At 66.9% G+C, this 16,605-nt stretch carries 13 protein-coding genes and 1 pseudogene; 7 read left to right on the top strand and 7 right to left on the bottom strand.

Going from position 1 to position 16,605, the window contains the following annotated elements:
* Positions 1 to 179 precede the first annotated feature (179 nt).
* The 3 genes from AC5P57_RS12635 to AC5P57_RS12625 form a co-directional block, all read right to left on the bottom strand.
* On the bottom strand, positions 180 to 779 hold the full coding sequence (locus tag AC5P57_RS12635) for a thioredoxin family protein (protein ID WP_142806893.1): 600 nt from the start codon (positions 777 to 779) through the stop codon (positions 180 to 182).
* 19 nt (positions 780 to 798) lie between these two features.
* A complete protein-coding gene (locus AC5P57_RS12630; protein ID WP_099554051.1) occupies positions 799 to 2,298 on the bottom strand; it encodes a peptide MFS transporter in 1,500 nt (499 codons plus the stop codon).
* Between the two features lie 181 nt (positions 2,299 to 2,479).
* Positions 2,480 to 3,355, bottom strand: coding sequence for a tryptophan 2,3-dioxygenase (locus tag AC5P57_RS12625; RefSeq protein WP_049417474.1), 876 nt, complete (start codon positions 3,353 to 3,355; stop codon positions 2,480 to 2,482).
* 335 nt (positions 3,356 to 3,690) lie between these two features.
* Here AC5P57_RS12625 and pdhA point away from each other — a divergent pair, with 335 nt between their 5' ends.
* From pdhA to AC5P57_RS12605, 4 genes are read left to right on the top strand one after another with little or no spacing between them, the layout of a single operon-like run.
* Positions 3,691 to 4,773, top strand: a complete 1,083-nt coding sequence (gene pdhA, locus AC5P57_RS12620) for a pyruvate dehydrogenase (acetyl-transferring) E1 component subunit alpha (protein WP_099554048.1) — start codon at positions 3,691 to 3,693, stop codon at positions 4,771 to 4,773.
* The gene (locus AC5P57_RS12615; protein WP_005419896.1) at positions 4,766 to 5,833 is read left to right on the top strand and encodes an alpha-ketoacid dehydrogenase subunit beta; all 1,068 of its coding nucleotides are present in this window, start codon (positions 4,766 to 4,768) and stop codon (positions 5,831 to 5,833) included. Before pdhA ends, AC5P57_RS12615 begins: the two co-directional genes overlap by 8 nt.
* A gap of 1 nt (position 5,834) precedes the next feature.
* Positions 5,835 to 6,188 carry an SH3 domain-containing protein gene (locus tag AC5P57_RS12610; protein ID WP_012512332.1) on the top strand — a complete coding sequence of 118 codons (354 nt, stop codon included), beginning with the start codon at positions 5,835 to 5,837 and terminating at the stop codon, positions 6,186 to 6,188.
* Entirely contained in the window at positions 6,185 to 7,576 is a 1,392-nt protein-coding gene (locus tag AC5P57_RS12605) for a dihydrolipoamide acetyltransferase family protein (RefSeq protein WP_005411350.1), read from the top strand. Before AC5P57_RS12610 ends, AC5P57_RS12605 begins: the two co-directional genes overlap by 4 nt.
* Positions 7,577 to 7,701: 125 nt before the next feature.
* Here AC5P57_RS12605 and AC5P57_RS12600 read toward each other — a convergent pair whose 3' ends face one another.
* The 3 genes from AC5P57_RS12600 to AC5P57_RS12590 form a co-directional block, all read right to left on the bottom strand.
* Positions 7,702 to 8,088, bottom strand: a complete 387-nt coding sequence (locus tag AC5P57_RS12600) for a VOC family protein (protein ID WP_262235439.1) — start codon at positions 8,086 to 8,088, stop codon at positions 7,702 to 7,704.
* 242 nt (positions 8,089 to 8,330) lie between these two features.
* Positions 8,331 to 9,038, bottom strand: a complete 708-nt coding sequence (locus tag AC5P57_RS12595) for a helix-turn-helix transcriptional regulator (RefSeq protein ID WP_262235440.1) — start codon at positions 9,036 to 9,038, stop codon at positions 8,331 to 8,333.
* On the bottom strand, positions 9,038 to 9,673 hold the full coding sequence (locus tag AC5P57_RS12590; protein WP_262235442.1) for a Rossmann-fold NAD(P)-binding domain-containing protein: 636 nt from the start codon (positions 9,671 to 9,673) through the stop codon (positions 9,038 to 9,040). Before AC5P57_RS12590 ends, AC5P57_RS12595 begins: the two co-directional genes overlap by 1 nt.
* Positions 9,674 to 9,778: 105 nt before the next feature.
* Here AC5P57_RS12590 and AC5P57_RS12585 point away from each other — a divergent pair, with 105 nt between their 5' ends.
* Entirely contained in the window at positions 9,779 to 11,317 is a 1,539-nt protein-coding gene (locus AC5P57_RS12585) for a GGDEF domain-containing protein (RefSeq protein WP_099554042.1), read from the top strand.
* Between the two features lie 107 nt (positions 11,318 to 11,424).
* On the opposite strand, the gene AC5P57_RS12580 is transcribed toward AC5P57_RS12585, so the two are convergent.
* Positions 11,425 to 12,351, bottom strand: a complete 927-nt coding sequence (locus AC5P57_RS12580; protein ID WP_099554040.1) for a DUF808 domain-containing protein — start codon at positions 12,349 to 12,351, stop codon at positions 11,425 to 11,427.
* Positions 12,352 to 12,557: 206 nt separating this feature from the next.
* Here AC5P57_RS12580 and AC5P57_RS12575 point away from each other — a divergent pair.
* Both AC5P57_RS12575 and AC5P57_RS12570 read left to right on the top strand, forming a co-directional pair.
* Positions 12,558 to 14,204 (top strand): annotated as a pseudogene (locus tag AC5P57_RS12575) (ABC1 kinase family protein); the annotation flags it as partial.
* A gap of 244 nt (positions 14,205 to 14,448) precedes the next feature.
* A complete protein-coding gene (locus AC5P57_RS12570) occupies positions 14,449 to 16,554 on the top strand; it encodes a phosphoglycerol transferase I (RefSeq protein ID WP_142806898.1) in 2,106 nt (701 codons plus the stop codon).
* Positions 16,555 to 16,605: the final 51 nt, after the last annotated feature.

Genomic DNA, 16,605 nt, shown 5'->3' with positions numbered 1-16,605 from the left:
CGTCGACGGGGCGTCGACTGAGGTCCTTGCCGGTAACGGCGAACGCGGTGCGATATTGAGATGCCGATTCCGGGAATGTGACCGCAACCACAGTAGATCCACGCCATGCGTGGATGCGACCCGACCTCAGCGCCGACCAACGGCCGGCCCCCACCAACCCTGCCGGCCAGCGGCCGGCACTACCGGTCAGGTGCCCATTGTTTCAGGAAGGCGCTCACCCGCGCGGGCTGGAACGCTTCGCCACGGCGCAGCTCACCGGTGGCCTGCGAGACCAGCAGGCTTCCATCAGCATCCAGCACCAGCAGCCGCGGATAGTCCCGCTCCATCACCGGGAACTGAGCGAAGAAGGCGGTGTTGGGCTGCTCGTCGCTGGCGTTGACCTTCACCCACACGTAGTGGGCATCGCGGAAGCGGCGCAGGTCGCCGTTGCCTTCCACGATCTCGTCCAGCGCATGGCATCGGTCGCAGGCGGCATTGCCGACCTCCAGCAGGATGCGCTTCTTGCCGCGCTGGGCTTCCACCTTGGCGGTGGCCAGATCATCGGCGGGGTCGCGGGCCGGGTCGAACTGTGCGCCGAGCCCGGCGATGGCGGCGATGTCCGCCGCCACCGGGGTGTTGCCCGAGGCCACCGGTTCGCTGGGGTCAGCGACCGGTGGCTCGGTGGGTCGGGTATCCAGAGGCTGCGTGGGCTCGGCGGCTGCAGGCGGTTGCGGTTGGGAACAGGCGCCGATCAGCGCCGCACAGACCACCACCATTGCACCACCGAGCTTGCTGCGCATGCCTTCTACCCTCTCATCATCATTTGACGCCGTGCATCAGCTTGTTGATCAGCGGGGCGACCAGGAACAGCACCACGCCGGAGCCGATCAGGGCCCAGAACCCGAAGGTATACCCCTTCAGGGCCGACTCGACCGTCATGCCGCCTTCACCACTGACCACGCCAGCGAAGATGCCCGACAGGTTGTTGCCGATGCCGGTGGACAGGAACCAGCCACCCATGCCAAAGCCAACCAGGCGCACCGGGGCCAGCTTGGTCACCATCGACAGGCCGATCGGCGACAGGCACAGCTCACCCACCGACTGGATGACGTAGACCATGAACAGGGTCCAGAACGGGATCTTGCCGTCCACGACCATCTGCGACAGCGCGTACATCAGCAGGGCGAAGGCGGCGCCGTTGAACAGCAGGCCCAGGCCGAACTTGCGCGGAATGGACGGATTGGCGCGGCCCAGGGCCACCCAGATCCAGGCGATGATCGGCGCCAGGGTGATGATGGCCACCGAGTTGACCGACTGGAACCACGCGGTCGGGAAGGTCCAGTCACCCATCTGGCGGTTGACGATGTTCTCGGCCAGGAAGGTGAACGAGCTGCCTGCCTGTTCGAAGAACATCCAGAACATCACGTTGAAGGCGAAGATGATCAGCATGGCGATCACGCGGTCGCGCTGCACCTTGCCCTCGCGGATGCCCTCGACCAGCAGCAGGATGGCCAGCGCGGTGAACATCGCACCCAGGATCCAGGCCAGTGCGGTGGCGCCGGTGGCCAGCAGGAAGTAGGCGACCGGGATGGCGACCAGGGCACCGACCAGCACCATGATGATGCGGCCGAAACCTTCAGCGCCGGCCGGCGGTGCACCAATGCCCTTCAGGCCGGCACGACCGATGTAGAACCACACCAGCGAGATCAGCATGCCCACGCCCGAAGCGATGAACACGACCTTGTAGGACGGCATCGCGTCGGTACCGAAGACCTTGCGGGCCAGGTACTCGGTCAGCACCGGGGCGATCATCGCGCCGATGTTGATGCCCATGTAGAAGATGGTGAAGCCCGAATCGCGACGCTCGTCCTTCAGGCCGTACAGCTTGCCGACCATGGTCGAGATGTTCGGCTTGAACAGGCCGTTGCCGACGATGATCGTGGCCAGGCCGAGCTTGAAGATGTGCTCCTGCGGCAGCGAGATCATGAACAGGCCGGCGGCCATGATGATCGCGCCGGTCAGGATCGATCGCTGATAGCCCAGTACCCGGTCGGCCACGTAGCCACCGAAGATCGCTGCGGCATACACCAGGGCCAGGTAGGCGCCGTAGATGCGGCTGGCGTCGCCTTCACCGGCAGCGCTGCCGTTGTAGAACTGGGCGACGATGTACAGCACCAAGGCCCAACGGATGCCATAGAACGCAAAGCGCTCCCAGAACTCGGTCATGAACAGCATCCACAACGGGCGCGGGTGGCCCAGCGTGGTCTTGAAGTCCGGCAGCGCCGGCTCTGGGGTGTTCGCAGTGGCGTTTAGGCTCATGCGGATTTCCTGGTTCGGTGGATGACGAGCACGTCCGATGTGCAGTTGGAGCAACGCGCGAGGATCACCGACTTCTGGCGTTCACGTCAAATACACGCCGTTTGAGGCAGGTGCCAGCCTGCTCCCTGAACTTGCATCTGAAACGATCCAGCCGCCGGCCGGGATCCAAGCTGAATACGGATCAGCCCTGCTCTGCCGGGGGCGCGGCCTGCAGGCTGGTGCGCACCTGGAACAGTTCGGGGAAGAAGGTCAGTTCCAGCGCCTTGGCCAGGAAGCCCACGCCGGACGAGCCGCCAGTTCCGCGCTTGAAGCCGATCACCCGCATCACGGTGCGCATGTGTCGGAATCGCCACAGCTGGAAGGCGGTCTCCAGGTCCACCAGGTCCTCGCACAGCGAGTACTCGCGCCAGTAGCGGTCGGTGTCCTGGTAGATGCGTTCGAAGACCGGCTGCAGTGCGTCGTCGGCCACATGCGGCTGGGTCCAGTCATGGGCCTCGTAGACCGCCGGGACCGCATGGCCGAAGCGGGCCAGGTACTTCAGGAATTCCTCGTACAGGCTGGGCGCCTCCAGCACGGTGCGCAGCTGCGCCTGCCCGGCCGCATCGTGCTCGAACACCTGCAGCATCTGCGCGTTCTTGTTGCCCAGCAGGAACTCGATGTAGCGGTACTGCAGCGACTGGAAGCCCGACGACGGGCCCAGCACGTCGCGGAAGCCCATGTACTCGGACGGCGTCAGCGTTTCCAGCACCGACCACTGCTCGGTCAGCTGGCGCAGCACCTGCTTGCTGCGCGCCAGCACCTTGCGGCACTGCCAGACTTCATCGCGCTGCAGGAAGCCGATTGCGGCACGCAGCTCATGACCCAGCAGCTTCAGCCACAGCTCCGAGGTCTGGTGCTGGATGATGAAGAGCATCTCGTCATGGTGCGGCGGGTTGGACAGCGGCTGCTGCGCGCTGAGCAGCTGGTCCAGCCGCAGGTAGCCGCCGTAGGTCAGGCGTCCCTGCAGGTCGGTGTGGATGCCGGCTTCGAGATCGCGTTGGTTGTTGTCGACGGACATGGGCGGGACCAGATCGGGGGCGGCAAGGGTAGCGCGTTGCCGCCATGCTGGCAGCCGCCGGGTCCATACCCGGGCGTGCGGTTGGCCGTGGAGCATCGGCCGATCCCGGGCCTGCGCGTGGAACCGTCCAGGGCGTTGTACTGGCGGTCAGCCAGAGGCGTATTCTGATGCTTTGCAGCAACGACTGAATACGTTGTTGTTATTGGCCCCCCACCCGCCGGCAGGGGTAAAACGGGGAATCGCCGTGTTGCGGCGCAGGAAGGCTATTCCGTACGCGTTCCTTAACATGGCGATTCATATCATTTGTAACTTCTCTGTCGAAGGTGCAGTACGCAATGACGGTTGCCGCTGAATTCAAGATCGAATACCTGCAGTACCTGGATACGGACGGCACGCTCGTCCGCGATGACCTGCCCGCGTCGCTGCGCGACCCCAAGGTCCTGGTACCGCTGTTCAAGCAGATGCTGTTCGTACGTACGTTCGACAGCAAATCCATCGCGCTGCAGCGCACCGGCAAGCTCGGCACCTATGCCGCCTGCCTGGGCCACGAAGCCGCGCACGTGGGTATCGGCGCTGCGATGCAGAAGGACGACGTGTTCGCACCTTCGTACCGCGAGTATGGCGCGATGTTCATGCGTGGCGTGCGCCCGCACGACGTGCTGATGTACTGGGGCGGCGACGAACGCGGCAACGATTACGGCGGCAACGCGGCCAAGGACTTCCCGTTCTGTGTGCCGATTTCCACCCAGTGCCTGCACGCCGCCGGCGCGGCGCTGAAGTTCAAGCTCAACAAGGAAGCGCAGATCGCGGTGGCCGTGTGCGGCGACGGCGGCAGCTCCAAGACCGACTTCTACGCAGCACTGAATTCGGCCGGCGCCTACAAGCTCCCGCTGATCCTGTGCATCGTCAACAACGGTTGGGCCATCTCGGTCCCGCGTTCGGCCCAGACCGGTGCCGAAACGCTGGCGCAGAAAGGCCTGGCCGGCGGCCTGCACTGCCTGCAGGTGGACGGCAACGACCTGATCGCAGTGCTGGCGGCAATGGAGCAGGCGCGCGAACGTGCGCTGGCCGGCGACGGCGGCACCGTGCTGGAACTGATGACCTACCGCCTGTCCGACCACACCACCGCCGATGACGCGCGCCGTTACCGCGACGACGCCGAAGTGAAGGATGCCTGGCAACGCGAGCCGATGCTGCGCCTGCGCAAGTACCTGATCAACGCCGGTGTGTGGAGCGAAGACGAAGAGACCGCCTGGGTTGCCGAGTGCGGCAAGCGCGTGGACGAGGAAGTGAACCTGTACCTCAACACGCCGGTGCAGCCGGTCGAGGCGATGTTCGACTTCCTGTATGCCGATCCGCCGCCGGACCTGCTGGCCCAGCGTGCCCAGGCGATCGCCCTGGAGAAGCGCCATGGATGAGATCAAGAACGGCGCGCCCGGCGCGCACACCAACGCCGCCGACAGCGCTGCTGTCGCGCGCGGAGATGACAGCATGACCACCACCCCGATCACCCTCATCGAAGCCATCACCCAGGCGCTGGCCTGGGAGCTGGAACACGACCCGTCGGTGCTGGTGCTGGGCGAAGACGTGGGCGTCAACGGCGGCGTGTTCCGCGCCACTGCCGGTCTGCAGCAGCGCTTCGGCTCGGACCGCATCCTCGACACCCCGCTGGATGAAACCACCATCGCCGGCCTGACCATCGGCCTGGCCGCACAGGGCATGAAGCCGGTGGCCGAAGCCCAGTTCGACGGCTTCATGTACCCGATGGTCGACCATATCGTCTGCCACGCCGCACGCCTGCGTTACCGCACCCGTGGCCGCCTGCACTGCCCGATGGTGCTGCGCGTGCCGTGGGGCGGTGGCATCCGCGCGCCGGAACACCACAGCGAAGCCAACGAGGCGATCTTCACCAACGTGCCGGGCTTGCGCGTGGTGCTGCCGTCGTCGCCGCAGCGTGCCTACGGCCTGCTGCTGGCCGCGATCCGCGAACCGGATCCGGTGATCTACATGGAGCCCAAGCGCATCTACCGCCAGTACAAGGAAGTGGTCGTCAACGACGGCGAAGCCTTGCCGCTGGACGTGTGCTTCGTGCTGCGCGACGGCACCGACGTGACCCTGGTGACCTGGGGCGCGCAGGTGAAGGAAGCGCTGGAAGCGGCCGACAAGCTGGCCGGTGAAGGCATCAGTGCCGAAGTCATCGACGTGGCCACGCTGCGCCCGCTGGACTTCGCCACCATCGCCGAATCGGTGGCCAAGACCGGCCGCTGCGTGATCGTGCAGGAGGCCCCGAAGACCGCGGGCTTCGGCGCCGAGATCGCCGCGCGCCTGGCCGAGGAATCGATCTACGACCTGCTGGCCCCGGTCGAGCGCGTTACTGGCTACGACACCCACATTCCGCTGTTCCGCCTGGAAATGAAGTACCTGCCGAGCGTTGAGCGGATCGTGGCTGCGGCCAAGCGCGCGGTGGCGGCCGGCTGACATGCGGGCCCGCCTTCTGGGGGCTTACCGCAGCCAGTATCCCAACCCGCTCCGGTTCCGCACCGGCCAGATCGTCGAAGTAGGTGTCCGTGACGAGGAATGGCCGGCGTTTGCCTGGGTACGCACCAACGATGGGCGCGCTGGATGGGCGCCCATCGCCTGGTTGCAGCTGCTGGACGAGGGTCGCGCCGAAGCCCTGTGCGACTACGACGCCCGCGAGCTGGATGTGGAAAGCGGCGAGATGGTGAAGCTTCATCACGAACACGGCGGGTGGTGGTGGTCCGAGCGCGCCAATGGCGCGACGGGTTGGCTGCCGGCCCGCGAACTGGAACTGCTGGAAGAGAACTGCAAATGAGCCAGACCAAGAACTTCAACCTGCCCGACCTGGGCGAAGGCCTGCCGGACGCGACCATCGTCGAGTGGTTCGTCAAGGAGGGCGATGTGATCAAGCTGGACGAGCCGCTGGTCTCGATGGAGACCGCCAAGGCCGTGGTGGAAGTGCCCTCGCCGTTCTCCGGCAAGGTGCTGAAGCTGTCCGGCGGCGCCGGCGACATCATCCCGACCGGATCGGTGCTGGCCAGCTTCGAACTGGACCCGAACCTGCCGCAGCGTGCCGATGGCCAGGACACCGGCCACAGCCATGGCCACGCAGCACCGGCCGCACCGGCCGCCGCACCGACCCCGCCGCCGCTGCCGGCTGCACCGGTCGCCGCGGAGGAAGCCAAGCCCGCCGCGGCCGAACGTGATGACGCCGGTACCGTGGTCGGCGCCATGCAGAGCTCCAATGCCGTGCATGCCGAACAGGCGCTGGCCGTCGGTGGCGTCAAGGCCGTGCCGGCCGTGCGTGCGATGGCGCGCAAGCTGGGCGTGGACCTGAGCCGCGTGGCCGCTACCGGCACCGATGGCGCGGTGACCATGGCCGACGTCAAGCAGGCCGCCGCCAACGGCACCGCCAAGCTCGGCGCTGCTCCGGCGCCGGTCGCTGCCGCCGCGTATGCCGCGCCAGCCCCGGCGCAGGTGTCTGCCCCGGTGCAGAGCGAAGCCCGCACCCCGCTGTCTGCTGCCGGCAAGCCGATGCGCACCCAGCCGCCGGGCGTGGTCGCCAAGGGCCAGCCGGAACCGCTCAAGGGCGTGCGCCGCAACATGGCCCGCGTGATGGCCGATGCGCACAGCAAGGTGGTGCCGACCACGCTGAACGACGACGCCGACATCCATGCCTGGCTGCCCGGCAACGACGTCACCGCCCGCCTGGTGCGTTCGATCGTGGTCGCCGCACAGAAGGTGCCGGCGATGAACGCCTGGTTCGACGGTGAAGCGCTGACCCGTACCCTGCATGCGCAGGTGGACATCGGCATCGCCGTGGACACCGACGACGGCCTGTTCGTGCCGGCCCTGCGCAATGCCGACATGCTCGATGCACGTGGCATCCGCGAAGGCGTCAACCGCCTGCGCGAGCAGGTGGAATCGCGTTCGATCGCCGCCTCGGAACTGAGCGGCTACACCATCTCGCTGTCCAACTTCGGCATGTTCGCCGGCCGCTACGCGACCCCGGTCGTGGTGCCACCGTGCGTGGCCATCGTCGGTGCCGGCCGTGCCCGTCACCAGATGACCCCGGTGATGGGCGGCGTGGAAGCACACAAGGTGATCCCGCTGTCGGTCACCTTCGACCACCGCGCGGCGACCGGCGGCGAAGCCGCCCGCTTCCTGCGCGCGATGATGGACGACCTGGCACTGGCCAGCTGATCGACCACCTGACCGGTGGGTGCCAACCGTTGGTTGGCACATGACTTGGAAAAAACGCCGGGCATTGCCCGGCGTTTTTTTGTGCCTGCATCCACGCATGGCGTGGGTCTACACAATGCGGGCGATCAATCGCGCGCCACCATGCCCTCGGCACGGCTGTAGACACGCAGGCGATGACCATCCGGATCGGCGCCGACGAAGGTGTGGCCGAACTCCAGCGTCACCGGCGCCTGCAGGATCTGCACGCCGAGTGCGCGCCACGCATCGTGCATCTGCTGCACAGCCTCCGGGTTGGCGACCACCATCGCCAGTTCCGCGGCGCCGGCGTGCGCGGACACCGGCGGCTGCACGTCATCGCGCTGCCATAGGCCCAGTGCGGCGCCATCGCCGAGCAGGAACAGGGCAAAGCCGGGCGACTGCTCGACCGGCGGCTTGCCGAGGATGCCGCTGTAGAAAGTCGCGCTGGCGGCGACGTCGCGCACGTACTGCAGCAGGGTGCTGGGCGTGAACATGGGGAAGCTCCGTTGTTGGGAGCCTTCATGGTGGTACGGCCCTGCTGACAGATTCTGTCAGTAGCGTCGAGCGTGCTCGACGGTTGCTGCCGTTGCTCTGGTAGATGTCGAGCTTGCTCGACTGCTGTTCGCGAAGATCAAGGGCAGTCGAGCAAGCTCGACCCCTACCAGGAGCAAAGAGCGAAGGCCGCCCTCCCCAGCAGCAGGAAGCGAAGTGCGGAAGCAGTCGAGCAAGCTCGACGCTACGAACGGTCCAGCCAGTCCGGGGCGATGCCCTGCGCCTTCTGCCAGCTTCGCAGCAGGGTGGCGCGCGGCACAAGGTAATGATCCTCCAGCGCGCGTACCTGGCGGATGCGATCCAGCCGGAAATGGCGGAAATCCTCGCGGCTCTCACACCACGCCGCCAGCATCGGCACTTCATCAAAATAGCCCAGCGCGAACGGCCAGACGGTGCGCTCGCTGCGCTGGCCGTGCGCGTCCTGGTAGCCGAACGTCAGGCGCTGCTGCGAACCCACCGCCTCACGCACGGCCTGCAGACGCGCGGCGGGAACCTTCGCCGCGGCGCGCGAAGGGCCCACGCGCAGGCCACTGTCACGCAGCGCCTCACGGCGGGCAGCAGGCAACACATGCGCGATGCGCGCCAGGGCGTCGCGTGCGGCGTCGGCCAGCGCCGGCTCAGTGCGCGCTGCAACCCAGCGCAGGCCCAGCACCAGTGCATCGATCTCGGCGGGCGGCAGGGTCATCGGTGGCAGCGTATCGCTCGGCGCCAGCAGGTAGCCCACGCCGGCCTCGCCACGCAGGTCAGCGCCCTGCTCGCGCAGGGTTTCGATATCGCGGTACAGCGTGCGCAGGCTGATGCCCAGCGCGTCAGCCAGCACCTGCCCGGCCACCGGCCGCCGATGGCGGCGCAGCAGCTGTTGAAGCTGTGTCAGGCGCAGCGCACGCGACATCAGCCGACCAGTGCGCTCGATGCCACCACGTGCTCACCCGGTTGCGGGGCCAGCGCGGCCTCGACCAGTGCCTTGGCGATCTCACTGGCCGGGTTGATCCGCCACGCCCGTGGCAACACCGGCCCCAATGCACCCAACACCGTCAGTGCGAAACGCTCGCCACGGCGCACCTCGTTGCGCTCGCCACCTATCAGCCCTGGGCGAACCAGGGTCAACGATGCGAAGGGCAGCGCGCGCAGATCGCGCTCCAGCTCACCCTTCACCCGGCTGTAGAAGATCGACGACTGCGGGTTGGCACCGGCGGCGGAATTCAGCACATAGGTCTGTGCACCCTGTGCCTGTGCCAGCCGGGCGAACGCCAGCGGGTAATCATGGTCGATGCGATGGAAAGCCTCGCGGCTGCCGGCCTGGGCAATGGTGCTGCCCAGCGCGCAGATGACCGCGTCCACGCGCGCCCACTCGGCGGCGGCAGGCAGCGCATCGAAGGCCAGCACCGGGTTCTCCAGCTTCCCGTGGGTCATGCCCAACGGGCGGCGGGTGGGAGCAACCACGCCACTGCAGCGCGGGTCGTCCAGCAGCCGGGACAGGGTCAGCCCGCCCACCAGGCCCGTCGCCCCCAGCAACATCACGCGCATCACCACCTCCACTGCGGCATCCTGTCGCCCATCCTAGCCGTTCAAGCCGTCGGCGGCCGCGCCGATATGCTGGAACCAGTCCCTGCCAGCCCCAGGATTTGCTCCATGACGGACCAGCCCGACCACCGCCCTGCCCCCGGTACCGCCCTTGGGCCGCCGGCACGCGTGCGCGCGGTGGTGGACGATGGGCTGGGCGACCGCGTGGTACTGCAGGGTGGCGGTGGCGTGGCCCTGCAGCAGCTGTTCGCGGGGGCCGATGCACCGGAACCGCTGCTGGCGGCGTTCGCCAACGGCATGGCCACCCTGCCCGGCGAACTGGGCGACATGGGCGACCGCCTGCAGTCGGCGCAGGCCAGCGCCGATTGGCCGCGCTATGGGCGCGCGATGCGGCAGCTGATCGACAAGTACATCCGCACCATCGAACAGCATTCGCCGGACGGGCAGCCGGAAAGCCTGCGCCTGTCCGAGCAGCTGCGGCTGCTGCTGGGTGGCGCCGTGGTGGCCCTGCTGCAGCACGACCCGGATCTGCGCGAACAAGCGCAGGCCCTGGCCACGCGCCTGCGCCAGTGGCAGCCGGGTACCGCACTGGAGCCGATCGAACAGGGCGTGCGCGAACTCGGCCACCAGGTCGGCGTGCGCGCCGAGAGCTGGCAGGAGCAGCAGGCGCTGCTGCTGGAGCTGTTCGCGCTGTTGTTGGAAAACGTGAGCGAACTGCTGGACGACCGCAGTTGGCTGCAGGGCCAGATCGCTGCGGTACGCCAGCTGCTGGACGGGCCGCTGGAAGCTGAAGCGGTCGAGCGTACCCGCGCTGAACTGCGCGAAGTGATCTACAAGCAGGGCCTGCTGCGCCAGGGCATCGACGATTCGAAGGCGGCGATGCGCGGGTTGATGGGCGAGTTCATCGAGCGCATGGATGGCATGGCCACCAGCACCGGCGAATACCACGACCGCATCGGCAGCTACGCGTTGCAGCTGCGCGAGGCACGCAGCATCGCCGACCTCAATCAGCTGCTGCAGGACGTGATGCGCGACACCGGCAAGGTGCAGCAGCAGGCCGCGCAGGCCCGCGATCACCTGGCCAATGCGCGGCAGGAAGTGGAACGTGCAGAGCAGCGCATTGCCGAGCTGGAGCAGGAACTGCGTGCCGCTGGTGACCTGGCACGCATCGATCCACTGACCCAGGCGCTGAACCGCCGCGGCCTGGACGAACTGCTGCAGCGTGAACTGGCGCGTGCCGCGCGCAACAACTCACCGCTGGGCGTGGCGGTGATCGACCTGGATGATTTCCACCTGACCAACGAGGCGCACGGCCACGCCGGTGGCGATGCATTGCTGCAGCACCTGGTGGCCGTGTGCAAGCTGCTGCTGCGCGCCACCGACGGCATCGCACGGCTGGGCGGCGACGAGTTCGTGCTGGTGCTGCCGGAAACCCAGGGTGCCGACAGCATGGCCACCGTGCAGCGCCTGCAGCGCTCGCTGGCGCACCGCGTGCTGACCGTGCAGGACCGGCGCGTGCCAGTGCATTTCAGTGCCGGGTTGGCGCAATGGCAGCCGGGCGACGATACCGAAACCCTGCTGCGCCGCGCCGATGACGCGCTGTATGCGGCCAAGCGGCAGGGCAAGAACCGGGTGCAGGCGGGCTGACCGTCCGGCCCGCCGCAAACCGCTTTGGTAGGTGCCAACCTTGGTTGGCACACGCGGGAAACAAAGCGCCGACCAAGGTCGGCCTCTACCTTGCGACCCGCCGGTGATTACTTCCCGCGCAGTTTCTGGAACCCGGTCACCGCCGCCAGCACGATGGCGCCGGCGATGATGCCGACCACCATGTTGGCCGCAGCACTGATCAGCCAGCCCCACTGCCCTTCGCCGCCCAGCGCCTGCACCGCGTGGTGCAGCGCCGGCACGTTGTGCACCAGGATGCCGCCGCCGACCAGGAACATGGCGATGGTGCCGGCCACCGACAGGAACTTCATCAGCCACGGCGCCGAGGCCACCAGGCCACGGCCGAAGGCAGCGATGGCACCGCCCTTGCGCGACAGGTACAGGCCGACGTCGTCGAGCTTGACGATGCCCGCCACCAGCCCATAGACGAAGACCGTCATCGCCAGTGCAACCACGGCCAGGGTGACCACCTGGTTGGTGAACGATGCGGTAGCGACCACGCCCAGGGTCAATACGATGATCTCGGCGGAGAGGATGAAGTCGGTGCGGATCGCGCCTTTTACCTTGTCCTTCTCCCACGCCACCATGTCCACCTGGGTATCGGACAGTGCCTTGCGCCGTTCGGCCTGATGCTCGGCGTCGTCCTCGGCTGAGTGCAGGAAGCGGTGCGCCAGCTTCTCCACGCCTTCGAAACAGAGGAAGGCACCACCGATCATCATCAGCGGCACGATCAGCGGCACGTTCCAGCCTCGGCTGTGCAGCCAAGCCTCCAGCGCGCTGATCGCCAGGGCCGCCGGGACCAGGATCACCTTGTTGACCAGCGAGCCCTTGGCCACCGCCCACACCACCGGCAGCTCGCGGTTGGCGTTGACCCCGGTAACCTGCTGCGCGTTCAGCGCCAGGTCGTCGCCCAGCACGCCGGCGGTCTTCTTCGCCGCGACCTTGGTCAGGACCGAGACATCGTCGAGGAGGGTGGCGATATCGTCGAGCAGGGCGAACAGGCTGGCACCGGCCATGGGAAGTCCAGAGAGGGAATGAGCGGATTCTGACCGATACCGGGGCGGCTGCGGAAGCGGTCGGATTCACCGCGTGCCTACCGCCCCCCGGCGACACTGCGGAATCCGGACATTGCCGGCCAGCGGCCGGCACGACCGTCTTTGCCGCATGGGAGTTCCGCTTGAGCAATCCGCCCACCGCCAATGGCAATCCCCCGCTGGTCAAAGGCATGAACCGGCGCAGCCAGATCCTGCGCCTGCTGATGCGCTACCGCCATTCGGGCGTGTTCTCGGGCATGAACCTGGACGCCGCCAGCAACCAGGCCGACGTGCCGGCCGACGGCAACCCGGAGCAGTTCGTCAGCGATCTGGAAGCATTGGGGCCGACCTTCGTCAAACTGGGCCAGATGCTGTCCACCCGCCCGGACATGGTGCCGGTGGAGTTCGCCACCGCACTGGAGCGCATGCAGGAGAAGGTGGCCGAGATTCCGGTCGAGCGCATCCATGCCATCGTCGAGCAGGAACTGGGCGCCCCGGTGAACAAGCTGTTCGCCGCGTTCGATCCCGAGCCACTGGGCTGTGCGTCGATCGCGCAGGTGCATCGCGCGGTGCTGCACGATGGCCGCCAGGTGGCGGTGAAGGTGCAGAAGCCTGAAGTGGCTGCACAACTGCGCTCGGACCTGGAGGCGCTGCGCAGCTTCGCGCTGGCCGCCGACCACCTGACCCAGGTCGGCCGCCGCGTGCGCCTGCGCGACTGGCTCAACGAGTTCGCCAAGACCCTGATGCAGGAGCTGGACTATCACGCCGAGGCTGAGAACCTGGCCCGTTTCGGCCGACACCTGAAGCCGTTCCGCCGCCTGTGGATTCCCCAGCCGCTGTGGGACTACAGCAGCCAGCGCGTACTGACCATGGAGCTGGCCACCGGCGTGCGCGTGGACGCGATTCCCGATGTGCGCCGCACCGAACAATCGATGGACCCGCTGGCGGCGGCGCTGATCCGCGGCTACCTGGACCAGATCTTCGTGCATGGCGAGATCCACGCCGACCCGCATCCCGGCAACCTGCGGGTGATGCCGGATGGGCGCCTGGCGATCTTCGACCTGGGCATGGTCGCGCATATGCCACCACGCCTGCGCGAGCGGCTGTTGAAGATCCTGTTCGCCGCCGTCGATGGTCGCGGCGAGGAAGTGGCCGACGACCTGATCAGCATCAGCACGCGGTTGGAGGCGTTCGACGAAGAGCGCTACCTGCGCGAGACCGGCCAGCTGATCGCACGCTATGCGGCCAGTGGCAGTTTCTCCGAAGGCCGCGTGGTGCTGGACATGGTGCGCATCGCCACCGCCTGCGGCCTGCGTACACCGCCGGAGTTGAGCCTGCTCGGCAAGGCGCTGCTCAACCTGGAAACCGTATGCCGCTTGCTGGCACCGGACCTGGATACGCGCCGCATCGTCGAACGGCAGCTGCAGCACGTGATGCGTGCGCGCCTGAAAAAATCCCTGTCTGCGGCCAACCTCGCCAGCGAGGCGATGGAGCTGCAGCAGCTGCTGCGCGATGGGCCGCGCAAGCTGTCGGACATCATGGCGCTGCTGGCGGAGAATCGCCTGCAGATGAAGGTGACCGGGCTGGAAGAATCGCGGTTGATGGAAAACCTGCAGAAGATCGCCAACCGCGTAGCGGCCGGCATCATCAGCGCGGCACTGATCATGGCGGCGGCAATGATGATGAAGATCGACACCGGTTGGCACCTGTTCGGCTACCCGCTCATCGCCCTGATTCTGCTGTTCATCGGCGTGGTGCTCGGCCTTGGCATCGTGACCAGTGCATTGCTGTTCGACCGTCGTGCACGGGCACGGGAAGAACGCGGGCATCGCTAGCGAATCTGCGAAAACACCCGTATTCATGCGGTTTTTAATGCAATCCAACGAAGCCTTTCACGCTCGTTTTACCTTCTGAGCGCGATTGCGCGCGCGTCATTTCAACAAACATTTCAGTCAGGTTCGTGCATGCACTATCGGGTCATCGGCCTGTCATGTGAATGTGCTTGCGGCAGCGTCGGTCGGATGGACACGCGTCGGTACGACGTCCATCACCACCACCCCGTCACTGCCGAAGCTGCCTATGCTCTGGATACTGCTGCTGTCGTTGTTGCTGCTGTGCTGGTTGTTCCTCGCGTCCGACAAGTGGGTGTGGTGGAAGGCCGGTGCGTTCTCGCTGCTGCTGCTCGCGCTCAGTGCGTGGTGGCTGATCGACAAACTGTCCGGTGATGGGCTCAACGCCGCCACGCTGTACCACCTCGGCGCCGACATGGAAGGCGCCGGTGTCTCCGACTTCAAGGGCTACATCGCCGGCTTCATCGTGCTGGCGCTGGTCTCGCTGCTGCCGCTGTTCGCCACGCGGGTGAAGCGCTGGCGCCGGCCCGGCCACGGTGGCGCGTTGTTCGCCGGGTTCGCGGCCGTGTGGGTGGCCACGATCATGATCAGCCCACTGGCCCGCGACGGCCAACGCCTCTACCAGCAGTTGCGTCCGGTCGACTTCGCCCGCATCGCCCCCGAGTACCAGGTACCGACGCAGCCCCTGCAGCGTCCGCGCAACATCGTCTGGATCTACGGCGAGAGCCTGGAGCGCACCTACCTGGACGAGAACGTGTTCCCGGGCCTGATGCCCCATCTCAACCGCCTGGCCGCGAAGTCGCTGGACGTGCGCGGGCTGGCCTCGGCCGAGGGCAGCGGCTGGACCATCGCCGGCCTGGTGTCGTCGATGTGCGGCGTGCCGCTGACCACCTCGCAGGGCGATGAGAACAGCATGGACCGCATGGGCAGCTTCCTGCCCAAGGCGGTGTGCCTGGGCGATTACCTGAAGCAGCAGGGCTACACCAACCATTATCTTGGCGGTGCGAACGGCCAGTTCGCCGGCAAGGGCCAGTTCCTGGCCAGCCACGGCTTCGACGAAGTGCATGACCTGGCCTGGTTCAAGCAGCAGAAGAAGATCGGCCGCATCCACTACTCGGCCTGGGGCGTGCACGACGACGTGCTGCTGGATACCGCCTACCAGCGCTTCGAGCAGCTCTCGCGTGCCGGTTCGCCGTTCATGCTGACCACGCTGACCATGGACACCCATCATCCGGCTGGCCACCTGCCGGTATCGTGCAAGGGCGAGCGCTACCAGAGCCAGTACGGCAACATCAACATGCTCAACGCGCTCAAGTGCAGCGACCGGCTGATCTCGCAGCTGGTGCAGCGCATCCAGGCCAGCCCGTACGGCAAGGACACGCTGATCGTGATCGCCTCCGACCACCTGGCGATGCCCAACGATCTGACCCACATCCTGACCCGGCAGAAGCGCGAGAACCTGCTGCTGTTCCTGGGCGATGGCATTGCCCCCCAGCAGCTCAGCGCCGACGCCGGCACCACTCTGGATTCGGGCGCGACCCTGCTCAGCCTGCTGGACCCGAACCTGAAGACGATGGGCTTTGGCCGTTCGCTGATCGATACCCAGCGTGCGCCCAGCGCCAGCGTGGCCACCCAGCGCGATGGCGGCCGCGATTACCCGCAGTACCTGGCTTTCGCGCGTTCGCTGTGGCTGGGTGAACCGACCCGCGAGCTGAAGATCGATGGCGATGACCAGGTGGTGGTGGGCCTGCAGCACGTGCAGCCACCGGTGCTGCTGGAGTACGACAAGGATTGGGGTTTGAAGTCGGTGTACCTGGAAAACACCTCGCGCCAGTTCGACGACGCAAACCCGGACAACACCCTGGCCTATGTCGATCGATGCACCGCTTTCGAGGACGGCTCGGCCGACGGAGACTGGTGTGCCCTGCTGGTCAACCGTGACAACGGCATCAAGCTGTACCGCGACAACGACCTGCGTGGCGGCATCGCCGTGGATGCGCCACTGGACGCGTTCCAGGGCCCGCGCCCGAGCGTGCGCCAGGCGCACATGATCACGCAGAAGGGCCGCCGTACCCGCGCCGGCCAGTACATGCTGCAGCTGGTGGCGAGCACGCGCCCGGATCGTGGTTTCTGGATCGAGGCGGTGTCCTCGCAGCGCAAGGTGGTGCTGGCCCAGCAGTGGGTGCAACCCGATGCCGACGGCAAGATCAACGTGTCGTTCGGGCTGGACCACGAGGTGGATGATCTGGAGATCCGCGCGTGGCTGAACCACGCCGAGAAGCTGGCGGTGGATACGTTCGCACTGGTGCCATCCCGCAGCCGACCGCGGGGATAGGGTTCTTTGCAGGGCTGCGCCCTGCACCCGCCACAAGCCGGAGCAACAGCA

This window comes from Stenotrophomonas sp. YJH_SMC_79, from assembly GCF_059367995.1.
The sequence above is the reverse complement of the archived record's forward strand: the minus strand, read 5'-3'. Positions and strand labels throughout refer to the sequence as shown.

Bases quoted from the DNA above. Each gene is read 5' to 3' on its own strand.
- AC5P57_RS12635 (WP_142806893.1), bottom strand. From the start codon at position 779: ATGCGCAGCAAGCTCGGTGGTGCAATGGTGGTGGTCTGTGCGGCGCTG.
- AC5P57_RS12630 (WP_099554051.1), bottom strand. From the start codon at position 2,298: ATGAGCCTAAACGCCACTGCGAACACCCCAGAGCCGGCGCTGCCGGAC.
- AC5P57_RS12625 (WP_049417474.1), bottom strand. From the start codon at position 3,355: ATGTCCGTCGACAACAACCAACGCGATCTCGAAGCCGGCATCCACACC.
- pdhA (WP_099554048.1), top strand. From the start codon at position 3,691: ATGACGGTTGCCGCTGAATTCAAGATCGAATACCTGCAGTACCTGGAT.
- AC5P57_RS12615 (WP_005419896.1), top strand. From the start codon at position 4,766: ATGGATGAGATCAAGAACGGCGCGCCCGGCGCGCACACCAACGCCGCC.
- AC5P57_RS12610 (WP_012512332.1), top strand. From the start codon at position 5,835: ATGCGGGCCCGCCTTCTGGGGGCTTACCGCAGCCAGTATCCCAACCCG.
- AC5P57_RS12605 (WP_005411350.1), top strand. From the start codon at position 6,185: ATGAGCCAGACCAAGAACTTCAACCTGCCCGACCTGGGCGAAGGCCTG.
- AC5P57_RS12600 (WP_262235439.1), bottom strand. From the start codon at position 8,088: ATGTTCACGCCCAGCACCCTGCTGCAGTACGTGCGCGACGTCGCCGCC.
- AC5P57_RS12595 (WP_262235440.1), bottom strand. From the start codon at position 9,038: ATGTCGCGTGCGCTGCGCCTGACACAGCTTCAACAGCTGCTGCGCCGC.
- AC5P57_RS12590 (WP_262235442.1), bottom strand. From the start codon at position 9,673: ATGCGCGTGATGTTGCTGGGGGCGACGGGCCTGGTGGGCGGGCTGACC.
- AC5P57_RS12585 (WP_099554042.1), top strand. From the start codon at position 9,779: ATGACGGACCAGCCCGACCACCGCCCTGCCCCCGGTACCGCCCTTGGG.
- AC5P57_RS12580 (WP_099554040.1), bottom strand. From the start codon at position 12,351: ATGGCCGGTGCCAGCCTGTTCGCCCTGCTCGACGATATCGCCACCCTC.
- AC5P57_RS12570 (WP_142806898.1), top strand. From the start codon at position 14,449: ATGCTCTGGATACTGCTGCTGTCGTTGTTGCTGCTGTGCTGGTTGTTC.